Below are 22,855 nucleotides of genomic sequence, written 5' to 3' on the forward strand. Positions count from 1 at the left end.
AAAAAATAAAGATATGAAAAAACCAATAATGATACATGTGCTGGCTTTGTTCCTAATTTCCACACTGGCAAGCTGCGCGTCCTGCTCTTCCGACCTGAAGGAAAGCGGGAAAGAGAACGGAAAAGAAGAAAAGCCCGACATAGAGGAAGTACGTCCCGAATCATTCGCTTCGGATGACGAAATGCTGGATTACATCCAAAAGGTACATTTGAACTACATGTGGGACGGTGCGGAACCGGTTTCCGGACTGGCACCCGAACGCATTCACCTAGACGGAGAATATCCCGAGAAAGACCAGAGCGTCGTCACCATCGGTGGCAGCGGATTCGGTGTTGCCGGTCTGCTGGTGGGTATAGAGCGTGGCTTTATCCCCAGAGCCGAAGGCGTGAAGCGCCTGACCCAAATTGCCGATTATCTGAAACGCGCCGACCGCTTCCACGGCGTATGGCCCCACTGGCTGTACGGTCCGACCGGAGAGGTGAAGCCTTTCGGACAAAAGGACAATGGCGGAGACCTGGTAGAAAGCTGCTTCCTGATGCAAAGCTTGCTTTGCGTACGCCAATACTTCCGCGACGGCAACGAGCAGGAAAAGGCGCTGGCAGAGAAGATTGACCAATTGTGGAAAGAGATGGAGTTCAGCTGGTATCAGAATGGTAAGGACGTCATCTACTGGCACTGGTCTCCCGAATACAATTGGGAAATGAACTTCCCGCTGGAAGGCTACAACGAAGCATTGATTGTGTATGTGCTCGCAGCCTCCTCCCCCACTTATCCCGTTCCGGCTTCGGCCTACCACAATGGCTGGGCACGCGGTGGCGGCATCAAGTCCGACTCTGCCCCCTACGGCCTGCCTTTGGAATTGAAACACAACGGAGCCGAGAAACTGGGCGGTCCCTTGTTCTGGGCACAATACTCGCACATCGGTCTGGACCCGCGCAACCTGAGCGACCGCTATGCCAACTACTGGAACGTGGTACGCAACCATGCCCTCTCCAACTACCGCTACTGCGTGGAGAACCCGAAGAACTTCAAAGGCTACGGCAAGGACTGCTGGGGACTTACAGCCAGCTACTCTACCAAAGGCTATGCAGCCCATTGCCCGGGTGACAATGATCATGGCGTCATCACACCGACGGCAGCCTTGTCCAGCTTCCCCTATACACCGGAGGAATCCATGCGTGCGCTGAAGTATTTCTATTCCAAAGGAGACTGGATTTGGGGCAAGTACGGTTTCTACGATGCCTTCTCCGAAGCAAGCAACTGGACAGTGCCCCGCTATCTGGCCATCGACCAGTGCACCATTGCCCCGATGATCGAGAACTATCGCACCGGATTGTTGTGGAAACTCTTCATGAGCTGTCCCGAAATCCAGGAAGGTCTGCAGAAGCTGGGCTTCCAACAAATCGCATCTAAATAATTTTCTATATAGCATGAAGAAATACTCATTATTAGCAGCCTTGGCTTTCTCTGCCCTCACCGTGACGGCAACGCCCAAAGAAAGCACATCCCAAGGCACTCCGCAGGACATGGACAAGTTCATTACGGAGTTGATGGGCAAAATGACATTGCACGAGAAAATCGGTCAGCTCAATTTGCCGGTGACGGGAAACATCGTTACCGGACAAGCCAAGAGCAGCGACGTTGCCAGTAAAATCCGCAACGGTGAAGTCGGCGGTCTGTTCAACCTGAAAGGTGTGAAAAACATCCGCGAAGTACAGAAACTGGCCGTAGAGAACAGCCGCCTGGGCATCCCCTTGCTGTTCGGTATGGACGTGATTCACGGTTACGAAACGGTATTCCCCATTCCCCTGGCACTCTCGTGTAGCTGGGACATGGAAGCCATAGAGAAATCGGCCCGTATAGCCGCCATCGAATCAAGTGCGGACGGTATCTGCTGGACATTCAGCCCGATGGTAGACATCTGCCGCGATGCCCGTTGGGGACGCGTATCCGAAGGCAACGGTGAAGACCCATTCCTGGGTTCAGCCATTGCACAAGCCATGATTCGCGGCTATCAAGGTAAGGATATGAGTGCCAACAACGAGATAATGGCTTGCGTAAAGCACTTCGCACTGTATGGCGCCGGAGAGGCCGGCCGCGACTACAACACGGTGGATATGAGCCGCAACCGTATGTTCAACGAATACTTCCCTCCCTACAAGGCTGCCATAGAGGCCGGCGTAGGTAGTGCCATGACCTCCTTCAATGAAATTGACGGAGTACCCGCCACTGCCAACCACTGGCTGCTGACCGACGTACTGCGCAACCAATGGGGCTTCGACGGCTTCGTGGTGACAGACTATACAGCCATCTCCGAAATGATAGACCACGGAATCGGCGACCTGCAGGAAGTATCCGCACGTGCCCTGACCGCCGGAACAGACATGGACATGGTAGCCGACGGATTTATCGGCACACTGGAGAAATCCCTGAAAGAAGGCAAAGTGACTGAGGCCGACATTGACAAAGCCTGCCGACGCATCCTAGAAGCCAAATACAAGCTGGGACTGTTTGCCAATCCGTATAAATACTGCGACGTGAAGCGTGCCGAAAAAGAAGTATTCACTCCCGAGCACCGCTCCATTGCCCGCCAGATTGCCACAGAGACATTCGTGCTGCTGAAGAACCAGGACAACCTACTGCCCTTGCAACGCAAAGGCAACATCGCCTTGATTGGCCCACTTGCCAACACCCGTGCCAACATGCCGGGCACTTGGAGTGTGGCAGCCACAGCAGACAAATACAGCACCCTGCTGGAAGGTTTCAAGAATTCTGTCGGCTCCAAGGCCAACATTCTCTATGCACAAGGCAGCAACCTGATGTACGATGCCGACTACCAGACACGCGCCACGATGTTCGGCCGTGAACTGCCCCGTGGCAATGATCAAGAACTGCTGGACGAAGCCCTGAAAGTAGCCGCACAAGCCGATGTCATCGTAGCAGCCCTCGGCGAGTCTTCCGAGATGAGTGGTGAGAGCAGCAGCCGTTCCGAACTGGAAATGCCGGACGCACAGCGCCACCTGCTGGAAGCATTGCTGAAAACGGGCAAGCCCGTAGTATTGGTATTGTTCTCTGGACGTCCCGTAGTGCTGACTTGGGAGAATGAAAATGTTCCCGCCATCCTGAATGTATGGTTCGGAGGTAGTGAAGCTGCCGACGCCATTGCCGACGTAGTGTTCGGAGACGTTTGCCCCAGCGGTAAGCTGACCACCACTTTCCCACAGAATGTGGGCCAGTTGCCTATGGCATACAATCACAAGAATACCGGCCGTCCTCTGAAAGAAGGCAAATGGTTCGAGAAATTCCGCAGCAACTACCTGGATGTGAGTAACGACCCGTTGTACCCCTTCGGCTATGGCTTGAGCTACACCACCTTCCAATACAGTGACATCACGCTCAGCTCCAAGCAACTGAATGCGGACGGCAAGCTGACCGCTTCCGTAACCGTAACCAATACGGGCAACTACGATGCAGATGAAATCGTACAGCTCTATATCCGCGACCTGGTGGGCAGCATTACCCGCCCCGTGAAAGAGCTGAAAGGCTTCGAGCGCATCCACCTGAAGAAAGGCGAAAGCAAGCAGGTGACCTTCACCATTACCCCCGAATTGCTGAAGTTCTACAACTACGACATACAGTATGTATACGAACCCGGCGAGTTCCACGTAATGATTGGACCCAACAGCCGCGATGTAAAGACTACGAGTTTTGAGTTGAAATAGGTATAGTTTTGCTTTTAGGTAAGAGGGCAGTCCGCGAAAACCGGGCTGCCCTTTTTTAACACCGTCACCAAATCTTTTTTGCATTTTGATTGTTCAGAGGAGAAACTGAATGATTTATCCACTAAAAAATCAATGTAATGAAAAAGAACCTAAACCTTCCCAAGAAGAAAATCGGAAGACTGAAAAACCTATTTCTGACGGTGTGCCTGCTGGCAAGTGTCGCCGCATCGGCGCAGGAGAAAACAGTAACCGGCACCGTGACCGATACCCTGGGTGACCCACTGATTGGTGCCACCGTATTGGTGCAGGGAACCTCCAATGGCGTGATTACCGACATAGACGGCCGGTACTCCATCCAGGCCACCCCGGAGAACACATTGGATTTTTCCTATGTAGGCATGGTGAAGCAAGCTGTCAAGGTAGGCAGCCAGTCGGTAATCAACGTCCAGATGAAAGACGACTCGCAGATGCTGGCCGAAACCGTGGTCATCGGTTATGGCAGCGCCAAGAAGCGAGACCTTACGGGCTCCATCACCAACATTAAAGGCGACGAAATCGCCAACAAGCCGGTGGTCAACCCCGTATCCGCACTACAAGGCAAGATTGCCGGCGTGCAGGTGATAAACTCCGGCAAGGCAGGCTCCGACCCGGAAATCCGTGTACGCGGAACAAACTCCATCAACGGCTACAAGCCACTCTATGTCGTGGACGGACTGTTCAACGACAATATCAACTTCCTGAATCCGCAGGACATCGAATCCATGGAGATACTGAAAGACCCGTCGTCGCTCGCCATCTTCGGTGTGCGCGGTGCCAACGGTGTGATTATCATCACCACCAAGAAGGCGAAAGAGGGACAGACACGCGTCAATATCAACGGCTCGTTCGGTTTCAAGTCCGTCACCGACAAAATTGCACTGACGGATGCCGAAGGATTCAAACTGCTGTACAACGAACAGTTGAAGAATGAAGGCAACCCGGAATACAACTTCTCGGACTGGACGGGAAACACCAACTGGCAGGATGAAATCTTCCAGACCGGGTTCATCACCAACAACAACATCAGCATCACGGGTGCCTCGGACAAGAACAGCTTCTATCTCGGTGCGGGCTATGCTTACGAGCAAGGCAACATCAAGCACGAGAAGTACAGCAAAATCACGTTGAACATCAGCAACGACTATAAAGTGACGGACAACCTCAAGGTAGGTTTCCAATTCAACGGGGCACGCATGCTGCCCGCCGACACGAAGAGTGTGGCTACAGCCCTGCGCGCAGCTCCGGTGGCGCATGTATTCAACTCCGAGTACGGCCTCTACACCTCACTGCCCGGATTCCAGAAGGCACAGATGAACAACCCGATGGTGGACGTGGACCTAAAGGCGAATACCACGAAAGCCGAGAACTACCGTGGCTCGGGCAACGTGTACGGTCAATGGGATTTCCTGAAAAGCTTCCAGTTCAAAGCCATGTTCTCGCTGGACTATGCCAGCAACAACACGCGGACGTATACCCCGATTATACAAGTGTATGACGCAAGCGTCGAGGGAGACATAGCCACGCTGGGCAACGGAAAGACCGGAGTGTCCCAAGCCAAAGAGACGGAAATGAAGGTACAGAGCGACTATCTGCTGACCTACACCAACTCCTGGGGAGACCACAACGTGACGGCCACAGCCGGTTTCACCACCTACTACAACAAGCTCGAGAATCTGAACGGCGCCCGTACCCAAGGGGTAGGCCTGGTCATTCCGGACAATCCCGACAAATGGTACGTAAGTATCGGCGACGCAGCCACCGCCACCAACGGCAGTACGCAGTGGGAGCGCTCCACCGTGTCCGTGCTGGCACGCGTGCTCTACAACTACAAGGGCAAGTACCTGTTCAACGGCTCCTACCGCCGCGACGGTTCTTCCGCCTTCTCCTACACCGGCAACCAGTGGCAGAACTTCTACTCCGTCGGCCTGGGCTGGCTGATGAGCGAGGAAGCATGGATGAAGGACATCACCTGGCTGGACATGCTGAAACTGAAAGGCTCATGGGGCACACTGGGCAACCAGAACCTGGATCGTGCCTATCCCGCCGAACCGTTGCTGACGAATGCCTACTCCGCCGTGTTCGGTACCCCGTCTGCCATCTATCCGGGCTACCAGCTTGCCTACCTGCCCAACCCCAAACTGCGCTGGGAGAAGGTGGAAGCCTGGGAAGCCGGTGCAGAAGCCAACTTCCTCCGCAACCGCCTGCACTTTGAAGGGGTGTACTACAAGAAGAAAACCAAAGACCTGCTGGCCGAAGTGCCGGGCATCTCGGGCACCGTACCGGGTATCGGAAACCTCGGCTCCATCGAGAATTCGGGCGTAGAGCTTGCCTTGAGCTGGCGCGACCGGATAGGCGACTGGAACTACAACATCGGTATGAACCTTGCCACCATCAAGAACAAGGTACTGAGCCTCGTGCAGGAAGGCTACTCCATCATAGCCGGAGACAAGCAGCAGAGCTACACAATGGCAGGATACCCCATCGGCTACTTCTACGGCTACAAGGTGGAAGGCGTCTACCAGACCCAGGAGGAGATTGAGCACTCTCCCAAGAACACACTGGCAACCGTCACCCCGGGCGACCTGAAATTCCGCGACGTGAACGGTGACGGTGAAATCACCACGGCAGACCGTACGATGATTGGTAATCCTACACCCGATGTCACCTACGGCTTCACGCTCGGCCTGGGCTACAAGAACTGGGAGCTTGCCGTTGACATGATGGGGCAGGGCGGCAATCAGATTTACCGCACGTGGGACAACTACAACTGGAGCCAGTTCAACTTCATGGAGCAACGCATGGACCGCTGGCACGGCGAGGGTACCAGCAACACCCAGCCACTGCTGAACACCAAGCATACCATCAACAATCTGAACTCCGAGTATTACATAGAGGACGGCTCGTTCTTCCGCATCCGTAACATGTCGCTGGCATACAACTTCGACAAGGCGCTGATTTCGAAGATAGGCATGCAGGCACTGAAGCTCTACGTGAACATACAGAACCTGAAGACCTGGAAGCACAACACCGGATATACCCCGGAACTGGGCGGATCGGCCATCGCTTTCGGGGTGGACGACGGCAGTTATCCGATGCCGGCGATTTATACGTTCGGATTTAATCTGACGTTCTAAAAGCCTCTCCCCTAAATAAGAAAGAGTAACTTCAAACCTCCCCCGACCCCTTCAAAGGAAACGGGGAATGAAAAATATAAATTTATGAAACTGATAAAATACATATTTACATTGCTGGTGGGTGCAACAGCCCTCTCACTGACATCCTGCAACGACTTCCTGGACCGCGACCCGCTGGGGCAGTTCACGGAAGATGACTCTCCTAACGCCCTTGTAGGCGGGAAGATATTCAACGTCTACTACCTGATGCGCTCGTACGACATCACTGCCGGTATTCCTGCTTTTATGGTGCACATGGTGCGCAGCGAGGACTCCGAGAAAGGCAGTGATGCCGGCGACGGCAGCAACGAGGCCGCCATGTGGGACGACTTCGAATACACTGCCTCCAACGGCCCTCTGAGTGCCTATTGGGGACAGAACTACAAAATCATCTACCAGTGCAACGAAATCCTGGACGACATTGAGAAGAGCGGACACAAGGACGACACCGAAGCCATCCGCAACCGTGGCGAAGCGCTCTTTTTCCGTGCCTGGTGCTACTTCAACCTGGTACGCGCCTTTGGCGAAGTGCCGCTGGTCACCATCAAGGTAGTGGAAGCCTCCGATGCCAACGTGCCCAAGACCACGGCGGAAAAGATATACGAACAGATTGACAAAGACCTGACCGAAGCCGAAGAATGCCTGCCCCTGCGGTGGGACAGCGACTATACGGGACGGCTGACCTGGGGCGCCGCACGCTCCCTGCACGCACGCACCTATATGATGCGGAACGATTGGGACAATATGTACACAGCCTCCACCGAAGTGATAAAGTCGGGCATCTACAACCTGAATACACCGGTCGACAAAGTCTTCACCGTAGAAGGGGAGAATTGCGGTGAGAGCATCTTCGAACTGCAATGCGAAGCCACCGATGCCATGAAAGAGGATGCCAGCATCGGCAGCCAGTTCTGCCAGGTGCAAGGGGTGCGCGGAGCCGGCGAGTGGGACCTGGGATGGGGCTGGCACATGGCCACCAAACTGATGGGAGAAGCTTTTGAACCGGGCGACCCGCGCCGGAACGCCACATTGCTCTACTTCCGCCGCAGCACGGACGAGCCCATCACACCGGAGAACACCAACCAGCCTTATGGCGAGTCACCCGTATCCACCGCCATGGGTGCCTACTTCAACAAGAAGGCCTACACGGACCCGACACTGCGCCGCAAGTACACCCGCATGGGTTTCTGGGTAAACATCCGCCTCATCCGCTACCCGGACGTGTTACTGATGGCTGCCGAAGCCGCCAACGAGAAAGGGCTAACGGGCGAAGCCGCCGGGTATCTGGAACAAGTACGCGCCCATGCCCGCGGCACACTGGCAGACGTGCTTCCGAAGGTAGAATCTGCCAGCCAGTCTGTGCTGCGTGACGCTATTCGCCACGAACGCCGCGTAGAGCTGGCACTGGAACCCGACCGCTTCTACGACCTCGTGCGCTGGGGCATTGCCAAAGAAGTGCTGCAAGCTGCCGGAAAGAATTACCAAGACAAGAATGCGCTGCTGCCTCTGCCCCAGACAGAGATAGACAAATCGAACGGAGTACTGGTGCAGAACCCCGACTATTGATACCCGGCCAAAGGAAACAGCCGGCCCAATCAATGGCAAAAGGTCTGTTTCATAACTTACTTGCAATCAAAGCATTGCTACTGCAAAGAGCTGCAAACTTTTTGCAGTGGCACTGCAAAGGTGTTGCAGTAGCACTGCACAACAGTTGCAGTGTCGCTGCAAAGCAGTTGCAGTAGCGCTGCAAACCGTTTGCAGTATCACTGCAGAGATATTGCAGCACCGTTGCAAAGAAGTCATAGCGCCACTGCAATAGAGTGACGGCAATCTAAAAACAATGAAGGGAACATACTTACAAACAATTAATTCAATATGAATATGAAGAAAATTTTCAAGAGAACAAGTCTGCTGCTCGCAACCGCTTTAATAGGTGGCACCGCCACCGTGCAGGCGCAGAAATCTCCGCAGGACATGGACCGCTTCATCGACGCACTGATGGGCCGGATGACTGTGGAAGAGAAAATCGGCCAGCTCAACCTGCCCGTGACCGGAGAAATCACCACCGGTCAGGCAAAGAGCAGCGACGTGGCCAAGAAGATTGAGCAGGGGCTCGTGGGAGGGCTTTTCAATCTGAAAGGAGTGGCCAAGATACGCGACGTACAGAAACTGGCCGTAGAGAACTCCCGCCTGGGCATCCCCCTGCTGTTCGGCATGGATGTGATACATGGCTATGAGACCATCTTCCCCATCCCCCTCGGCCTCTCCTGCACGTGGAATATGGCAGCCATCAAGCAGTCTGCCCGCATAGCCGCTACAGAAGCCAGTGCCGACGGTATCTCATGGACCTTCAGCCCGATGGTAGACATCAGCCGTGACCCGCGCTGGGGACGTGTATCCGAAGGTTCGGGCGAAGACCCGTTCCTCGGAGGCGCCATCGCCCGTGCCATGGTGTTGGGGTATCAGGGAAAAGACCTGAACGACCAACTGACACGGAACGACGAAATCATGGCATGCGTCAAGCACTTCGCACTGTACGGTGCCGGAGAAGCCGGACGCGACTACAACACCGTAGACATGAGCCGCAACCGCATGTTCAACGAATACATGTACCCCTATGAAGCAGCCGTCCGCGCCGGAGTGGGTAGTGTGATGGCCTCCTTCAACGAAGTGGACGGCGTGCCCGCCACCGCCAACCACTGGCTGATGACAAACGTGCTGCGCAAACAATGGGGCTTCAACGGTTTTGTGGTGACCGACTTTACCGGTATCTCCGAAATGGTGGAACACGGAATCGGCAACCTGCAGACCGTTTCCGCTCGTGCGCTCAACGCCGGTGTGGACATGGATATGGTGAGCGAAGGTTTCGTGGGCACGTTGAAAAAGTCGCTCACCGAAGGCAAAATAACCATGAAGACGCTGGATGCAGCCTGCCGCCGCATCCTTGAAGCGAAATACAAGTTAGGGCTGTTCGATGACCCTTACAAATACTGCGACCTCAGCCGTCCCGCACGCGACATCTTCACGCGCGAGCACCGCGACGCCGCACGCCGGATTGCCGCCGAAAGCTTTGTGCTGCTGAAAAACGAACCTTTTGAGGGACAAGGCAAGAAGTCTTCTCGTCCCGTCCTTCCTTTGGAGAAGCAAGGCACCGTCGCCGTCATCGGCCCCCTGGGCAATACCCGCAGCAACATGCCCGGTACCTGGAGTGTTGCCGCACGCCTGGACGACTATCCCTCTCTGTACGAAGGATTGAAAGAAATGACAGCCGGCCGGGTAAACATCACCTACGCCAAAGGCAGCAACCTCATCGGTGATGTAGCCTACGAGGAACGCGCCACCCTATTCGGCCGATCGCTGAGCCGGGACAACCGTACGGATAAGGAACTGCTGGACGAAGCTTTGAAGGTGGCCTCCGGTGCCGACGTGATTGTAGCCGCCCTGGGCGAGTCTTCCGAAATGAGCGGTGAAAGCTCGAGCCGTACCGACCTCGGCATCCCCGACGTGCAACGCACCCTGCTGGAGGCCTTGCTGAAGACCGGAAAGCCCGTTGTACTAACCCTCTTCACCGGCCGGCCGCTGACGCTCACCTGGGAGCAGGAACATGTGCCCGCTATCTTGAACGTATGGTTCGGTGGCAGTGAAGCGGCATACGCCATCGGCGACGTACTGTTCGGTGACGTGAACCCAAGCGGTAAGCTGACCATGACTTTCCCGAAGAACGTAGGGCAGATACCTTTATTCTACAACCACAAGAATACCGGTCGCCCGCTGGCTGCCGGCAATTGGTTCGAGAAGTTCCGCAGCAACTATCTGGATGTGGACAATGAACCGCTGTATCCCTTCGGCTACGGGCTCTCATACACCACTTTCCAGTACAGCGACATCGCCCTCAGTACCCCGGTCATGGGACAAAATGGCTCCACCACTGCCGTAGTCACCGTGACCAATACCGGCAAACGTGACGGCGCAGAAGTCGTGCAGCTCTATATCCGCGACCTCGTAGGCAGCATTACCCGCCCCGTACGCGAGCTGAAAGGCTTTGAAAAGGTGTTCCTGAAAGCGGGCGAAAGCAAGACCGTATCCTTCAAGATTACCCCTGAGCTGCTCCGCTTCTACGACTACGACCTCAACCACGTGGCCGAGCCGGGAGATTTCGATGTGATGATAGGTGGCAGCAGCCAGGCAGAAAAGACAGCCCGACTGACACTGAAATAAAATAAAATATTTAATATTGCACTCTAAAAACAAGAAAACATGAGATATACTACTTTACTCCTTTGTTTTTGCAGCATTCTGCTCCTTGGCAGCTGCAAGAGCCAGCCCTCCGCACAGAACGGACAGCCGCTGGAAGTGATGACGTTCAATGTCCGCCTGGATATTCCTTCGGACAGTGTAAACAACTGGAATTACCGCAAGGGTGACGCCTGCCGTATGATAGCCTACTACAGCCCCGACTTGCTGGGCATGCAGGAAGTGCTTCACAACCAAATGGAAGACCTAAAACGCGGGCTGCCGCAATACACAGCACTCGGTGTGGGGCGCGACGACGGCAAGGAAGCAGGCGAATACTGCCCGATATTCTTCCGGACCGACCGGTTTACACTGGTGGAATACGGCAATTTCTCCCTCAGCGAGCAACCCGAAACTATCGGCATCAAGGGCTGGGACGCTTCCTACAACCGTGTCACCACCTGGGCGATACTGCAGGAAAAGAACAACGGACAAAAGTTTGTATATTTCAACACCCATCTGGACAACGACGGAAAGACAGCCCGCAAAGAGGGCGTGCAACTCATTCTCGACAAAATCAAGGAGATAGCACCGGACATGCCCGCCATCATCACTGGTGACTTTAACTGTACGCCCGGTGAAGAACCTCTGCAAACGCTGGAAAAGGGAGGAATGGAAAATGCCGCAAAGACAGCTGCCGTCACCTACGGTCCGTCCTGGTCTTTCCATGACTTCGGCCGTCTGCCGGTGGAGGAACGCGTACTGCTGGACTATGTCTTCGTGACCAAAGGCGCAAAGATAGACCGCTACCGCGTTATCCAAGACAAACCGGAGAACAGCTACCTTTCCGACCACTGTCCTATACTTGTTGAATTGACCGTGCAATGAATATAGATAAGTAAATGATAAAAAAACAAGTAAGCATTGGTACAATGAAAATACAATACTGTTTATTATTGTTCCTGCTGTTGCTCGGTTTCACGCAATGCAAAAGCCCCGCCGCCAAAGAAGACCGGCTGAGCGACGATGCCCTGATGGACACCGTACAGCGCCGTACCTTCAACTACTTCTGGGAAGGTGCCGAGCCCAACAGCGGACTGGCACGCGAACGCATCCACATGGACGGTGTCTATCCGGAGAACGACCAGAACGTAATCACGTCCGGTGGAAGCGGCTTCGGCATCATGGCTATACTTGCCGGTATAGACCGCGGCTATGTCACCCGCCAGGAAGGGCTGGAACGAATGGAGAAAATCGTCTCCTTCCTCGAAACCGCCGACCGTTTCCACGGTGCCTACCCACACTGGTGGTATGGCGATACGGGCAAGGTGAAACCCTTCGGGCAGAAAGACAATGGCGGCGACCTGGTAGAAACAGCCTTCATCATGCAGGCGCTGCTCTCCGTCCACCAGTACTACATCGACGGTTCGCCCGCCGAGCAAGCCCTCGCCGCCCGCATCGACAAGCTGTGGCGCGAAGTGAACTGGAACTTCTACCGCCAGAACGGCCAGAACGTGCTCTATTGGCACTGGAGTCCGGAATACGGTTGGGAAATGAACTTTCCCGTACACGGTTACAACGAATGCCTCATCATGTATATCCTTGCCGCCGCCTCGCCTACCCACGGCGTGCCTGCAGCAGTCTATCACGAGGGCTGGGCGCAGAACGGGGCCATTGTAGACCCTCATAAAGTGGAGAATATCGAGTTGCATCTGCGCTATCAAGGCACAGAAGCCGGACCGCTCTTCTGGGCACAATACTCGTTCCTCGGCCTCGACCCCATCGGGCTGAAGGATGAATACTGCGCCAACTACTTCGACGAGATGCGTAACCTGACGCTTGTGAACCGTGCCTACTGTGTCCGCAACCCCAAGCACTACAAAGGTTTCGGGCCCGACTGCTGGGGACTGACAGCCAGCTACTCCGTCAACGGATATGCCGCCCACGCTCCCAACGAACGCGACGACCAGGGAGTCATCTCTCCAACTGCCGCCTTGTCATCCATCGTCTATACCCCGGAACAGTCGTTGCAAGTGATGCGCCACCTCTACGAGATGGGAGATAAGGTCTTCGGCCCTTATGGCTTCTACGATGCTTTCAGCGAAACGGACAACTGGTATCCGCAGCGCTACCTCGCCATTGACCAGGGCCCGATAGCCGTCATGATTGAGAATTATCGGTCGGGACTGCTGTGGAAGCTCTTCATGAGTCATCCGGATGTGCAGAAAGGGTTGAAGGAGTTGGGGTTCTCAACAGTCAGCAAGTAACTTACTATCATAAAAAATCCCCTTCTGAAACTTGTATTCTCTGATGAATAGCGAGGTACAAGTTTCAGAAGGGGATGTATTTACAACCTATTCACCGCCGCCACCAGAACCACTGCCACCGCTCTTCACATCATCATTGCTGATAGTGCGCGCAGCCTTTTTCACGTTTGCCTTCAACTCACCGATACGGTAGCTGACGCTTATGCCGAAGCGTTGGCGGCTGTACTTATAATTGCTTTCCCGTATAAAACCGCTGCCTTCGGTGGTGGAGCTTTGGTCCATATACTTCTTGAAGAAGTTGCTGGCAAAGGCAGACAAGGTGAGGCGCTTGTCCAGGAAGGACTTGTTGACGCTCAAGCCATAATCAAAGAAGCTGCTGCCCTTACCTTGCAGCATAATCCACGGCGTCTGTCCGAAGACATTCAGACTGATGCGCCAGTCATGGGGCAGCGTCTGCTGTGCACCGCCGTAGGCAAAGAGGCTCCAGCCATCGTTACGCATGCCTTCACTGCCCTCCAGATAAGAGTAATTGCCGCTCATGTTCATGTAGATACGTGTACGTGGAGTGGCATTCCAGTTGACGTAGCCGTTCACACTGGCATAACGGGTCTTGCCGATGTTGGCATAGGTAGAATAAAGCACATCCTTGCCCGTGGGATTCTTCAATCCCTCAATCTCCGTATCGGGCATGAGCCTTGTCACATTCTCAATACTGTTGTTGGTAAACGAGTAACGGGCCGAGATATTGATGTTGAACTTCTGTGTGAAGTTACTGTAACTCAAGTTGAAAGCATGGCTCTTCTCGCTGTCCAGCTCCGGATTACCCTGGCTGATGTAGGAGGGGTCCGTATCATTCAGATAAGGATTCAGAGACCAGATTCCCGGACGATAGATACGCATGTTGTATCCTAAACGCAGATTGGACATATCCGTCAGCTTGTAGCCGATAGAAGCGGAAGGCACTACGTCGTCAAAGTTCTTTGTGAAATCCTCGCCGCGGCCCACCAGATACTTCACATCTTGGATGGTATGCTCGTAGCGTAATCCCAAACGGCCCGAAAGTCTCTTCACCTTCAGTCCATATCCCAGATAGGCGGCGATAATATCGTTCAAATGCTTGTAGTGTGAACTCTGGTCCTTGTTGTATTCATACTTTCCGGTATCGTCCGCATCAAAACGGTCGTCTTCGGAGGAGTTGTTGCGCAGAATGTACTTGGCACCTGCCTCCAATGTATGCAGCTTGCCGATAGGCGTGGTATAGTCGGCCTGGAACGTATGCTCCGTGGTATTCTGCTCACCGTCGTTATGCTGGTTCTTCAAACGGTTCAGATAGTCTGCCCAATCGGGGTTATAGCCATTGTCTATTTCATATTCCGTATAGGAATCCGACGTTTGCGGACGGGTGTTTATCTTGTAGGAGAACGTCAGCATGCGGTCCTTGACCTTGAACAGACGCTGGTAGTCGATACCTCCGTCGATAGAATACCAGGAAGACTTGCTGCGGTTAAAGGCAGAATAACTGTAAATGGGAGCAGCATTTATGTTCTCTGGAAAGGTGGCGATGTAGTCCGTAGAGCCGTTACTCTTATTCCCACCGCCCCAAAGTCCGAAAGACATGGTAACCAAGCGTAATGTATCTATTTCGTAGCTGGCCTCCATGCTGCCCGACTGGAAAGAACCGTGTCCCTTGTTGCTGCCGTCATAGTCCAGATTGGAAGAATTCTCCGTAACAGCTTCCGGTGTCACGTGCTGGCTGCCGCTGCTGTAGTTGCGGGGCTGGTCGTTGTAATTGTAATTGTAGCGGGCGCTGACGGTCAGCTTTCCGCTCTTTATGGTACCGAATGCCCCGCCGCCTGCACCGCGGTTGCTGACATTGGCACTGAACGTAGCCGTATAGCCTTCGAGTCCGCTGCCCACGGTGACGATGTTCAGAATACCGCCCACACCCTCGGCGTCATACTTGGGGCCGGGATTGGTTATCACTTCAATATGCTTGATACTGTTTGCAGGCATACTTTTCAGCACTTCCGTCGGGTTGTTGCTCATCATGTTGTTGGGCTTTCCGTTGACGTATACCTTGAAGCTGCTACTCCCGTTCACCTGAATATTGTCCTCGCCATCCACCGTTACCAACGGTACCTTGCGGAGCATTTCCAGCACGGAGTTCGATTGGGCGTCAGGGTCATCCTGCACATTGTACTCTATCTTGTCGATATCTGCCTTCACCAGAGGCTTCTGAGCAACAATCTCCACTTGTCCCAACTCATTGGAAGCATCTACGATATACAGCGTACCGAAGTCCACCAGCTTCTCCCCTGCCTTCACAGAAAAGTCCTTCACGATGGGAGTACGTCCCACGGAAGTGATGGTCATCACGAAGTTGCCCGTACCGGGTACTTTCTCCTGGAACTGGCCTTTCATGTCCGTTACCAGCATTTTCAGCGCCTTTGCAGGGGCCTCTTTCTTCACGATTTTAATGGTAGCATAAGGTTCACCTTCCTGGGTGAGTGAGTCGAGCAAAATTCCTTTAACCTGGAAAGAAGTGTTTGCCGTGTTTTGCGCTGCAAGCAGTCCCGAAATCATCAGCATCCATAGCAGCACAGTCCATTTTGTTCTCATTGCGTTTTTATATTTAGTGACTATTCATGTTTATTGTCTTGGTATTAGACGTTTCCCGTTCGAGTTTTGTCACAATGAATTCGGCAAAAATAGCCCCTTTTTCATGCATTTACGAGACTTTCGGAGTTAAAAAAGCAAAAAGAAAGCAATTTAGAGAAAATAGAAGAAAAGTAACAGACAGATATTTGCGGCAATAACAGAGCCGAATCCCCCCAATATCCACGGCCGCAAAGGGCTTTTTCCACCGGCAAAGAATAACGCGTAGCACATGTTTACCGCTATATTGCTGACAATAGCCTGCATGCTACAAGCCGTAATCACCAGCACCGCCACACTGCCCGTTCCTTGAAGCAGGTTCAGGATGAAAGGAGTAATGTCACTGAACCCCGAAATGAAAGAGAGCAAGTTCAGTCCACCCGTGCCGGCATACACCAGCGTATAGTGGGTCAAGATAGTGAACACCACAAACAGCATGGCAAAAATCAGCGCTACCTTGAACTCCAACGGATTACTGCTGTCCTCGTCCTCCGTGGTCTGCGTGCCGTCGTCCACCCGTTTCCGCTTGGAATGCAGATACCATGCCACGGCTGCCGTTACCACCGACATTATCAGCAGGTAGGGATAAATGGCCAGTAGCGTCTCCCGGCTGAAAATACCTATCAATATCAAGAAACGGAGGAACATCATGCTGACCGCCAACAACATGGCCGCCACATATTCGGGAGCATCCTGCACAGAAGCCTTACGGCTCTTTCGCGCCAGTACGGAAATGGTAGCCGTGCTGCTGTACAAGCCTCCCACGATGCCCGAAACCAGAATGCCCGACTCATGGAAAACGTAACGCTTCAACAGATAAGAAAGGTAGGAAATGCCCGATACAACCACCGTGGCCAGCCAAATACTGTATGGCGTCAGGTTGATGCCGGGAATAAGATTCTCATTGGGCAGCATCGGCAGGATAATGCCGCTGATGGCAAGGAACTTGGCAAGCGTAATCATCTCGTCGTTCTTCATGCGCTGGGCCAGTTCCGTGAAGGTGTGTTTCAGCTCGGTGAAGAGCAGGACGGTCACTATGACCATGACGTAGAACCACGACGGCTGCGTGGCCACAATGGGAGCAATACAGTAGGTGATGAGTGCAATAATGATGGTGGTTACTCCGAACACATGGTACTGTGACTGCTTCACATAATAGTTCAGTCCGAGCAGCAGTCCCAGAATGGCTCCTCCTCCCATGAACAGACGATAGCCCGTAGGGTCGAGGATATAGAGCAGATAGCCCAGAATGCCTATAAAGGTGAAGGTGCGGTCGGTACCGAAAAGCGTAGTTTCCCCTTCGCGCTTCAAGCTGATTTTACGCTGTGAAAGCCCGATGAGTAAAGAGAATACAGTGACCAAAAGGAAGGTGACCAGTTCTCTTGGCAGGTAGTCGTAAAGTTTCTCCATGACGATTAAACAAGTACGGCACACAATTGGTTTGCTACCACGTGGTGAAAGGGTGTTTCATCAGTTGCGAGTTATAGTAGCGGACATCTCCCGTCACCTCCCGTCCGATGAATGCAGGTTTCACGAAAGGCTCGTCTTCCGAGGAGAGTTCCACCTCGGCCACAGTCAGTCCCTCATTCTCGCCATAGAATTCATCCACCTCAAAGACGTGCTGTCCGCTGCGCACCAGGTAACGGATCTTGTCGATGATACCCGGTTCGCACAGCTTCAGCAATTCCCGCGCTTCGCACAGCGGAATTTCCTTTTCCCACTCGTAGCGGCTGGTTCCCGATTCATTGGATGCACCCTTGATGGTGAGAAATCCCCGTTCATCGCGGATGCGCACCCGTACTGTCCGTCCACGTACACTGCTGATGTATCCTTGTACGATACGGCTGTGTGCATACGCTTGTGGCTTGTATTCTCCCGTCACGAGGAATTTCCGTTCTATCTCCTGCGGCATGTCGTTTCCAGTGATTTTATCAGCCCCAGTAAGAGTAAGCCACAAACATGGCGATGACCAATACAATGGCTATTACTCCCATCGTCATCATCACTTTCTTGGCTTGTTGCTCTTCCTTCTGGCTGTGCATTGCTTTCTTTTTACTTTTTCCCATGGTGTGTTTTATAGTTTAAAGTTCAACGATGAACAAAGTAAGAAGAAATTCGGGAAGAATGCAAATGAAAGGGAGAAAATTTATTCGCCACTTCCTGCAAACTCCATCAGGTAAGCTTTGATAAAGCCGTCTATCTTTCCATCCATCACACCATTCACATCACTGGTCTGGAAGTTGGTACGGTGGTCCTTCACGCGGCGGTCGTCGAAGACGTAGCTACGAATCTGGCTACCCCATTCGATTTTCTTCTTACCGGCTTCCACCTTTGCCTGCTCGGCCATGCGGTGTTGGAGTTCCTTGTCGTAAAGCATGGAACGGAGAAGGCGGAGAGCGTTCTCGCGGTTCTTGGGCTGGTCTCGTGTCTCGGTATTTTCAATCAGGATTTCTTCCTCTTCGCCCGTATATGGATCCTTATACTGATAGCGCAGACGGACACCGGACTCTACCTTATTGACGTTCTGTCCACCGGCGCCACCACTTCGGAAGGTATCCCATGACATGCGGGCAGGTTCGATGTTCACCTCAATGGTATCATCTACCAAGGGAGTGACAAACACGGATGCAAAAGAAGTCATACGCTTGCCCTGGGCATTGTAGGGCGAAACACGCACCAAGCGGTGTACACCGTTCTCACCTTTCAGGTAGCCGTAGGCATAATCGCCGGAAATCTCGATGGTACAAGTCTTGATACCTGCCTCGTCTCCTTCCTGCAGGTTGGCGATGGTGGCCTTATAGCCGTGAGTCTCGGCATAGCGCAGATACATACGCATCAGCATGCTTGCCCAGTCCTGGCTCTCCGTACCACCGGCACCAGAGTTAATTTTCAGCACACAGTCCATCTGATCGGCTTCCTCGCGAAGCATATTCTTGAGTTCGAGGGCCTCGACAGCAGTGATTGCCTTGGCATAGGCATCGTCCACTTCCTCTTCAGTCACCAGTTCGTCTTTGTAAAAGTCGAAAGCCAGTTGTACCTCGTCAGTCAAGGTCTTTACCTCATTGTAGCCGGAAATCCATTGCTGCAAGCCTTTCACTTTCTTCATCTGAGCCTCGGCAGCCTTCTGGTCGTCCCAGAAACCGGGAGCCTGGGTGCGGAGCTGCTCTTCTTCCACCTGTATCTTCTTTCCTTCAATGTCCAGATAGCGGTTCAACGCCTCGGTACGTTCTTTGATATCTTTCAGTTGTTCTGCGGTAATCATATATGCATTTACAATTTAGGAAGTGCAAAGGTATAAAAAAACACATAATTCCGCAATTGTCAATCCAATAAGTAATGCTAACGGCAAATGATTCCACCAGAACACCCTAAAGATTTATTCAAAAGACAAGGTGCCGAAAAAGGCCGGACAGTGGAACATGGGGCGTTCCAGCCCGATAGGACTCCAAGAAAGGAAGTGGGGAGTCTGGAGTTTGTCACCACACTTGTAGAAATTCCCTTTCATTGTTTTTCCGTCCAGAGAACCGACGGAATGCTGGAAGAAAACGGAAACGGGAATAACCATGGCCAGTTCCCATCTGCACTCGCCCAAACGTTCCTCGAAAGGTTCGCCGGCCAACGAGCTCCAACGTTTCACCATGCCCAGCACTTCCTGACTCACCGTAGGACGGCGCTCATTGACTGCACCTCCCTGAATCAGCAGCCTGCCGGCGCAGTTACATTCGAAATTGTAATAGCGGTCGTCACCTTCGGGAGATACGAAGAATTCCACACAAGCATCTTCCCATACCCGGCCATTGTCTCCGGAGGCCACTGCACGCACACTGGCTTCCTTCACTTTGTAGTGGAGCAGGATTTCGCGCCCCGTATGGGCTATGCGGAAACTCACTTCCGGCTTGTAGGGATAATCTTTCCAGTTGACCACATCAAGGGGCTGAAACTCTATCCCGTTCTCGTCCAGCAAGGACGGCACAGCCTCACCTTCCGGTGAAGCCGTACACATTACTTTCTTTACACACAAGCTCTTTCCACTCTGGGCATTGCAACAAACCATGCCTACCATTGAAAACACCAAGAGCAGAAGGAGTTTGCTCCCGTAATCTCTCACTATCATAAAACGTCCTTTCATTTCTTATTAGTAGAAGCCTTGTCTGCTACTGCTACATCCCAACCGGAAACAACGTCGCCGTAAAGATAGAATGTCACGTCAAAAGTAGTCTTGCTATTCTCATCCACCACTTGGTAGCAGCGTGTCGCGTCATAGGAATCCACCTCCTTGTACTCGCCCAATGCCAGCGGAGCCGGCTCTTCCTTGCCGGCAGCCTTGGCTATGATTTGCTGCATGCGTTCCTGCATCAGCTTCATAATGCCTTCATGCTTGAAGGGGTCGGGATCCGCCACTTCGGGATGGGTAGCCTTTATCACCCCGCCATTGGCGGCACGCACGGCTCTGACACTGTCCGTATAAGCCTTGAACTGCCTCTTCACCTCCGGAGAACGCAGTCCATGAATGGTAAATACGGCAATTCCCTGGGCGCCGTTGTTGAGAGCGGCATCCATGCATTCGAACATCATCGGGCCGTCGGTGGCGGTCATGCCGCAGTACAGTGTAGTCATATCGTTCTTGTCGCGTACATTCTCAACCGTACAGTCGGAAATGAAGCTGGCATCACCCGTATAGAAGGTATGGTAAACCATCGGGAACACGATGTCGAGATTCCATTTGCCCCAGTCCTGACGCACCATGCGTGAAGCCATCTTCGGGGTGGGGAACGGGGAGGCAGCCATTGTCTTGCCGTAGGAATGCACCACTTCGGCAATCATATTGGCCACTTCGGTTATCTGGTCGCAACGAAACTGGCGCCACTTCACATCGAGGGAAGGGTCTTCCTGCTCGCGGGGGTCATAACCGTACTGCTCCCTGAACAACCTGAGCATTTCCGGATGGTAACCGTAATCCCACGCAGCGTATTCACGGTCCTGCACAATGCCATAATGGGGCCACAAGGTGGTGGGAAGCACCACATCCACAAAACGATGATAGTCGATGGCAATGCCATTCAAGCCTTCCACTTCACAGTAGGCCTTGATTTTTTCCTTGATGAACTCGCGGACTTCGGGCAATGCCGGGCAGAGAAACTTGTAATAGCCTACATAGGCGGTAGTGTCTGCCAGGCTCTTGCCGTTACGATTCACGCTGAACCATTCGGGATGCTCCTTCAATATCTTGTCACGGTCGTGTTCCAGATTCATGGTCCATAACCAGGCATACACTTCGATTCCGTGTTTATGGGCAACCGGTATGGCAGCCCGGTAATCGTCGGGAGTCGGCGCATTCAGCATAATTCCATCCATGCCGATGTCGTTCATCACTTGGCAGATGGAGTCGAAGTTCATGCCGGGACGATAGTCCAGCCACGTCCAGAACATGGGATATTCCTTGGTTGTTTCCTTAGCTCCCTGCTGGCACGAGAACATGCCCAGCGCAAGGAACAGCAGCAAGAATGCAGGTAAAAAGCTCTTTTTCATTCTATCTAAATTTTAAGTTTAACATGCAGTTTTTCCATCACCCAGGTAACGCCGATTACCACAAAGGCAAAACAAAGGCAGTTGACCAGCCCCATGAATCCATGTGTGAACCAGTCCGGCAGGACAACACCGGTCACATCAGCAAAGCCATAGAAGACATAAGGTACCAGATAAGTGGTCAGCGTAGCCGTTCCGGCAGGGCGTATCAGGTTGAACCAACCTGTGACCTGATGGCTGACCAGATAGCCGAGCAGTGTGTAGAGCCCCACGGAAATGGCAGTCACATAGAACACCCAGGGAGGAGTGCCACCCATCTTGGCCACAATCCAGAAATGGTGTGTCCCAATTCCGACCAGCAGAAGCAGAACGGCAACCGTCAGCCCATTGCAGAGTTTCCAGCCGTCACCCTTGCCGGCATAGCGGGCGCTGAGAATGGAAAGGATGACACCTCCCATTGTAAATGCGGGCAAAGCCCCGTTGCCGATATGCAGAATGGACAACATGCCCTGATAGAAGTTGCGTTCGGGAAAGGCAAGGATAGCCTCACCGCCAAAGCCCTCGCGCAAAGGCGTACCCAGCAGGCATATCAGGATAAAGGCACCCCAGGCAGGCAGCAGATACTGCAACCGGTCACGGCTGAAGATATAGATTACGGCACATACCAGATAGGTCCAGCCGATGGAGCCCAATATTCCCCAATAGGCACCGAATGCACCTCCCTGCGGATTGCGGAACGTGAAGGCAAGGTAAAGGAGAACCAATACTCCGATTATTTTAAAAGCACGGAAAAGGTTCTTCTGAGTGCCGGAAGCCGGTTTCGGATATTGGTTCCACACACCGATAAAGCCTATGGCCATCAGGAACCAGTATACTCCTATCGGATAGGGAGCTTCCGGTGAAAGCCGGAACTCCGAGTTCGTTATAAACGCACCCATCACCAGCAAGGCAAAGGTGCGGGAAAGGATATGCCCCAAGGTGGACTCTGCCGAGAAGCCCTTGGCATATCTGCGCTCAATGGCGTAAGGTATGGACATTCCCACTGCAAACAAAAAGCAGGGGAATACAATATCCGCCAGTCCCATAAAATCCTCACCATAGACGGCATGTTCCAGCCAATGGGGTACGTCATGCACTTTCCAGAAGTCATTGACGAAAATCATGATGAACATGGTCAATGCCCTCAGCATGTCGATGGCCAGGTTGCGCCGTGAATAAACAGTCTTGTCACTCATATCAT

15 protein-coding genes are annotated in these 22,855 nt (G+C 53.1%); 7 read left to right on the plus strand and 8 right to left on the minus strand.

Translation table 11 applies throughout. The features are described 5' to 3' along the window. The first annotated feature begins 13 nt into the window (after positions 1-13). The 7 genes from H1A11_RS14100 to H1A11_RS14130 all read left to right on the plus strand — a co-directional run bounded on the left by H1A11_RS14100 (position 14) and on the right by H1A11_RS14130 (position 13,434). Positions 14-1,417: a glucoamylase family protein gene (locus tag H1A11_RS14100; protein WP_255461453.1), complete on the plus strand. Its 1,404-nt coding sequence runs from the start codon at positions 14-16 to the stop codon at positions 1,415-1,417. A 13-nt stretch (positions 1,418-1,430) separates the two neighbouring features. After that, entirely contained in the window at positions 1,431-3,722 is a 2,292-nt protein-coding gene (bglX, locus tag H1A11_RS14105) for a beta-glucosidase BglX (protein ID WP_117964742.1), read from the plus strand. A gap of 137 nt (positions 3,723-3,859) precedes the next feature. Then, positions 3,860-6,895 carry a TonB-dependent receptor gene (locus tag H1A11_RS14110; RefSeq protein ID WP_181757358.1) on the plus strand — a complete coding sequence of 1,012 codons (3,036 nt, stop codon included), beginning with the start codon at positions 3,860-3,862 and terminating at the stop codon, positions 6,893-6,895. 84 nt (positions 6,896-6,979) lie between these two features. Then, positions 6,980-8,500: a RagB/SusD family nutrient uptake outer membrane protein gene (locus H1A11_RS14115; protein ID WP_009037721.1), complete on the plus strand. Its 1,521-nt coding sequence runs from the start codon at positions 6,980-6,982 to the stop codon at positions 8,498-8,500. A 315-nt stretch (positions 8,501-8,815) separates the two neighbouring features. Beyond that, positions 8,816-11,152: a beta-glucosidase BglX gene (bglX, locus tag H1A11_RS14120; protein ID WP_119958055.1), complete on the plus strand. Its 2,337-nt coding sequence runs from the start codon at positions 8,816-8,818 to the stop codon at positions 11,150-11,152. A 39-nt stretch (positions 11,153-11,191) separates the two neighbouring features. Next, positions 11,192-12,055, plus strand: coding sequence for an endonuclease/exonuclease/phosphatase family protein (locus H1A11_RS14125; RefSeq protein ID WP_008662722.1), 864 nt, complete (start codon positions 11,192-11,194; stop codon positions 12,053-12,055). Positions 12,056-12,099: 44 nt separating this feature from the next. Next, complete coding sequence (locus H1A11_RS14130) at positions 12,100-13,434, plus strand: glucoamylase family protein (protein ID WP_181757359.1); 1,335 nt, start codon at positions 12,100-12,102, stop codon at positions 13,432-13,434. Between the two features lie 87 nt (positions 13,435-13,521). On the opposite strand, the gene H1A11_RS14135 is transcribed toward H1A11_RS14130, so the two are convergent. From H1A11_RS14135 to H1A11_RS14165, 8 genes are all read right to left on the minus strand, one after another. Continuing rightward, on the minus strand, positions 13,522-16,053 hold the full coding sequence (locus tag H1A11_RS14135; protein WP_181757360.1) for a TonB-dependent receptor domain-containing protein: 2,532 nt from the start codon (positions 16,051-16,053) through the stop codon (positions 13,522-13,524). A gap of 150 nt (positions 16,054-16,203) precedes the next feature. Continuing rightward, positions 16,204-17,499 carry a DUF4010 domain-containing protein gene (locus H1A11_RS14140; protein WP_005830344.1) on the minus strand — a complete coding sequence of 432 codons (1,296 nt, stop codon included), beginning with the start codon at positions 17,497-17,499 and terminating at the stop codon, positions 16,204-16,206. Positions 17,500-17,533: 34 nt separating this feature from the next. Continuing rightward, positions 17,534-18,001: a CYTH domain-containing protein gene (locus tag H1A11_RS14145; protein WP_181757361.1), complete on the minus strand. Its 468-nt coding sequence runs from the start codon at positions 17,999-18,001 to the stop codon at positions 17,534-17,536. Between the two features lie 19 nt (positions 18,002-18,020). Beyond that, positions 18,021-18,155, minus strand: coding sequence for a hypothetical protein (locus H1A11_RS19215; protein ID WP_005830349.1), 135 nt, complete (start codon positions 18,153-18,155; stop codon positions 18,021-18,023). 80 nt (positions 18,156-18,235) lie between these two features. Continuing rightward, the gene (gene prfB / locus H1A11_RS14150) at positions 18,236-19,351 is read right to left on the minus strand and encodes a peptide chain release factor 2 (protein WP_005830350.1); all 1,116 of its coding nucleotides are present in this window, start codon (positions 19,349-19,351) and stop codon (positions 18,236-18,238) included. Between the two features lie 114 nt (positions 19,352-19,465). After that, positions 19,466-20,218 carry a carbohydrate-binding family 9-like protein gene (locus H1A11_RS14155; protein WP_181757362.1) on the minus strand — a complete coding sequence of 251 codons (753 nt, stop codon included), beginning with the start codon at positions 20,216-20,218 and terminating at the stop codon, positions 19,466-19,468. Beyond that, positions 20,215-21,618 (minus strand): family 10 glycosylhydrolase, encoded by a 1,404-nt coding sequence (locus H1A11_RS14160; RefSeq protein WP_181757363.1) that lies wholly within the window; start codon positions 21,616-21,618, stop codon positions 20,215-20,217. Before H1A11_RS14160 ends, H1A11_RS14155 begins: the two co-directional genes overlap by 4 nt. Positions 21,619-21,623: 5 nt before the next feature. After that, positions 21,624-22,850, minus strand: a complete 1,227-nt coding sequence (locus H1A11_RS14165; RefSeq protein ID WP_117964726.1) for a DUF5009 domain-containing protein — start codon at positions 22,848-22,850, stop codon at positions 21,624-21,626. Positions 22,851-22,855 lie beyond the last annotated feature (5 nt).

Source organism: Bacteroides sp. CACC 737 (genome assembly GCF_013874375.1).
GTDB lineage: Bacteria > Bacteroidota > Bacteroidia > Bacteroidales > Bacteroidaceae > Bacteroides > Bacteroides uniformis.

Bases quoted from the DNA above. Each gene is read 5' to 3' on its own strand.
- H1A11_RS14100 (WP_255461453.1), top strand. From the start codon at position 14: ATGAAAAAACCAATAATGATACATGTGCTGGCTTTGTTCCTAATTTCC.
- H1A11_RS14155 (WP_181757362.1), bottom strand. From the start codon at position 20,218: ATGAAAGGACGTTTTATGATAGTGAGAGATTACGGGAGCAAACTCCTT.
- H1A11_RS14115 (WP_009037721.1), top strand. From the start codon at position 6,980: ATGAAACTGATAAAATACATATTTACATTGCTGGTGGGTGCAACAGCC.
- bglX (WP_119958055.1), top strand. From the start codon at position 8,816: ATGAAGAAAATTTTCAAGAGAACAAGTCTGCTGCTCGCAACCGCTTTA.
- H1A11_RS14140 (WP_005830344.1), bottom strand. From the start codon at position 17,499: ATGGAGAAACTTTACGACTACCTGCCAAGAGAACTGGTCACCTTCCTT.
- H1A11_RS19215 (WP_005830349.1), bottom strand. From the start codon at position 18,155: ATGGGAAAAAGTAAAAAGAAAGCAATGCACAGCCAGAAGGAAGAGCAA.
- H1A11_RS14110 (WP_181757358.1), top strand. From the start codon at position 3,860: ATGAAAAAGAACCTAAACCTTCCCAAGAAGAAAATCGGAAGACTGAAA.
- H1A11_RS14145 (WP_181757361.1), bottom strand. From the start codon at position 18,001: ATGCCGCAGGAGATAGAACGGAAATTCCTCGTGACGGGAGAATACAAG.
- H1A11_RS14165 (WP_117964726.1), bottom strand. From the start codon at position 22,850: ATGAGTGACAAGACTGTTTATTCACGGCGCAACCTGGCCATCGACATG.
- H1A11_RS14125 (WP_008662722.1), top strand. From the start codon at position 11,192: ATGAGATATACTACTTTACTCCTTTGTTTTTGCAGCATTCTGCTCCTT.
- prfB (WP_005830350.1), bottom strand. From the start codon at position 19,351: ATGATTACCGCAGAACAACTGAAAGATATCAAAGAACGTACCGAGGCG.
- bglX (WP_117964742.1), top strand. From the start codon at position 1,431: ATGAAGAAATACTCATTATTAGCAGCCTTGGCTTTCTCTGCCCTCACC.
- H1A11_RS14135 (WP_181757360.1), bottom strand. From the start codon at position 16,053: ATGAGAACAAAATGGACTGTGCTGCTATGGATGCTGATGATTTCGGGA.
- H1A11_RS14130 (WP_181757359.1), top strand. From the start codon at position 12,100: ATGAAAATACAATACTGTTTATTATTGTTCCTGCTGTTGCTCGGTTTC.
- H1A11_RS14160 (WP_181757363.1), bottom strand. From the start codon at position 21,618: ATGAAAAAGAGCTTTTTACCTGCATTCTTGCTGCTGTTCCTTGCGCTG.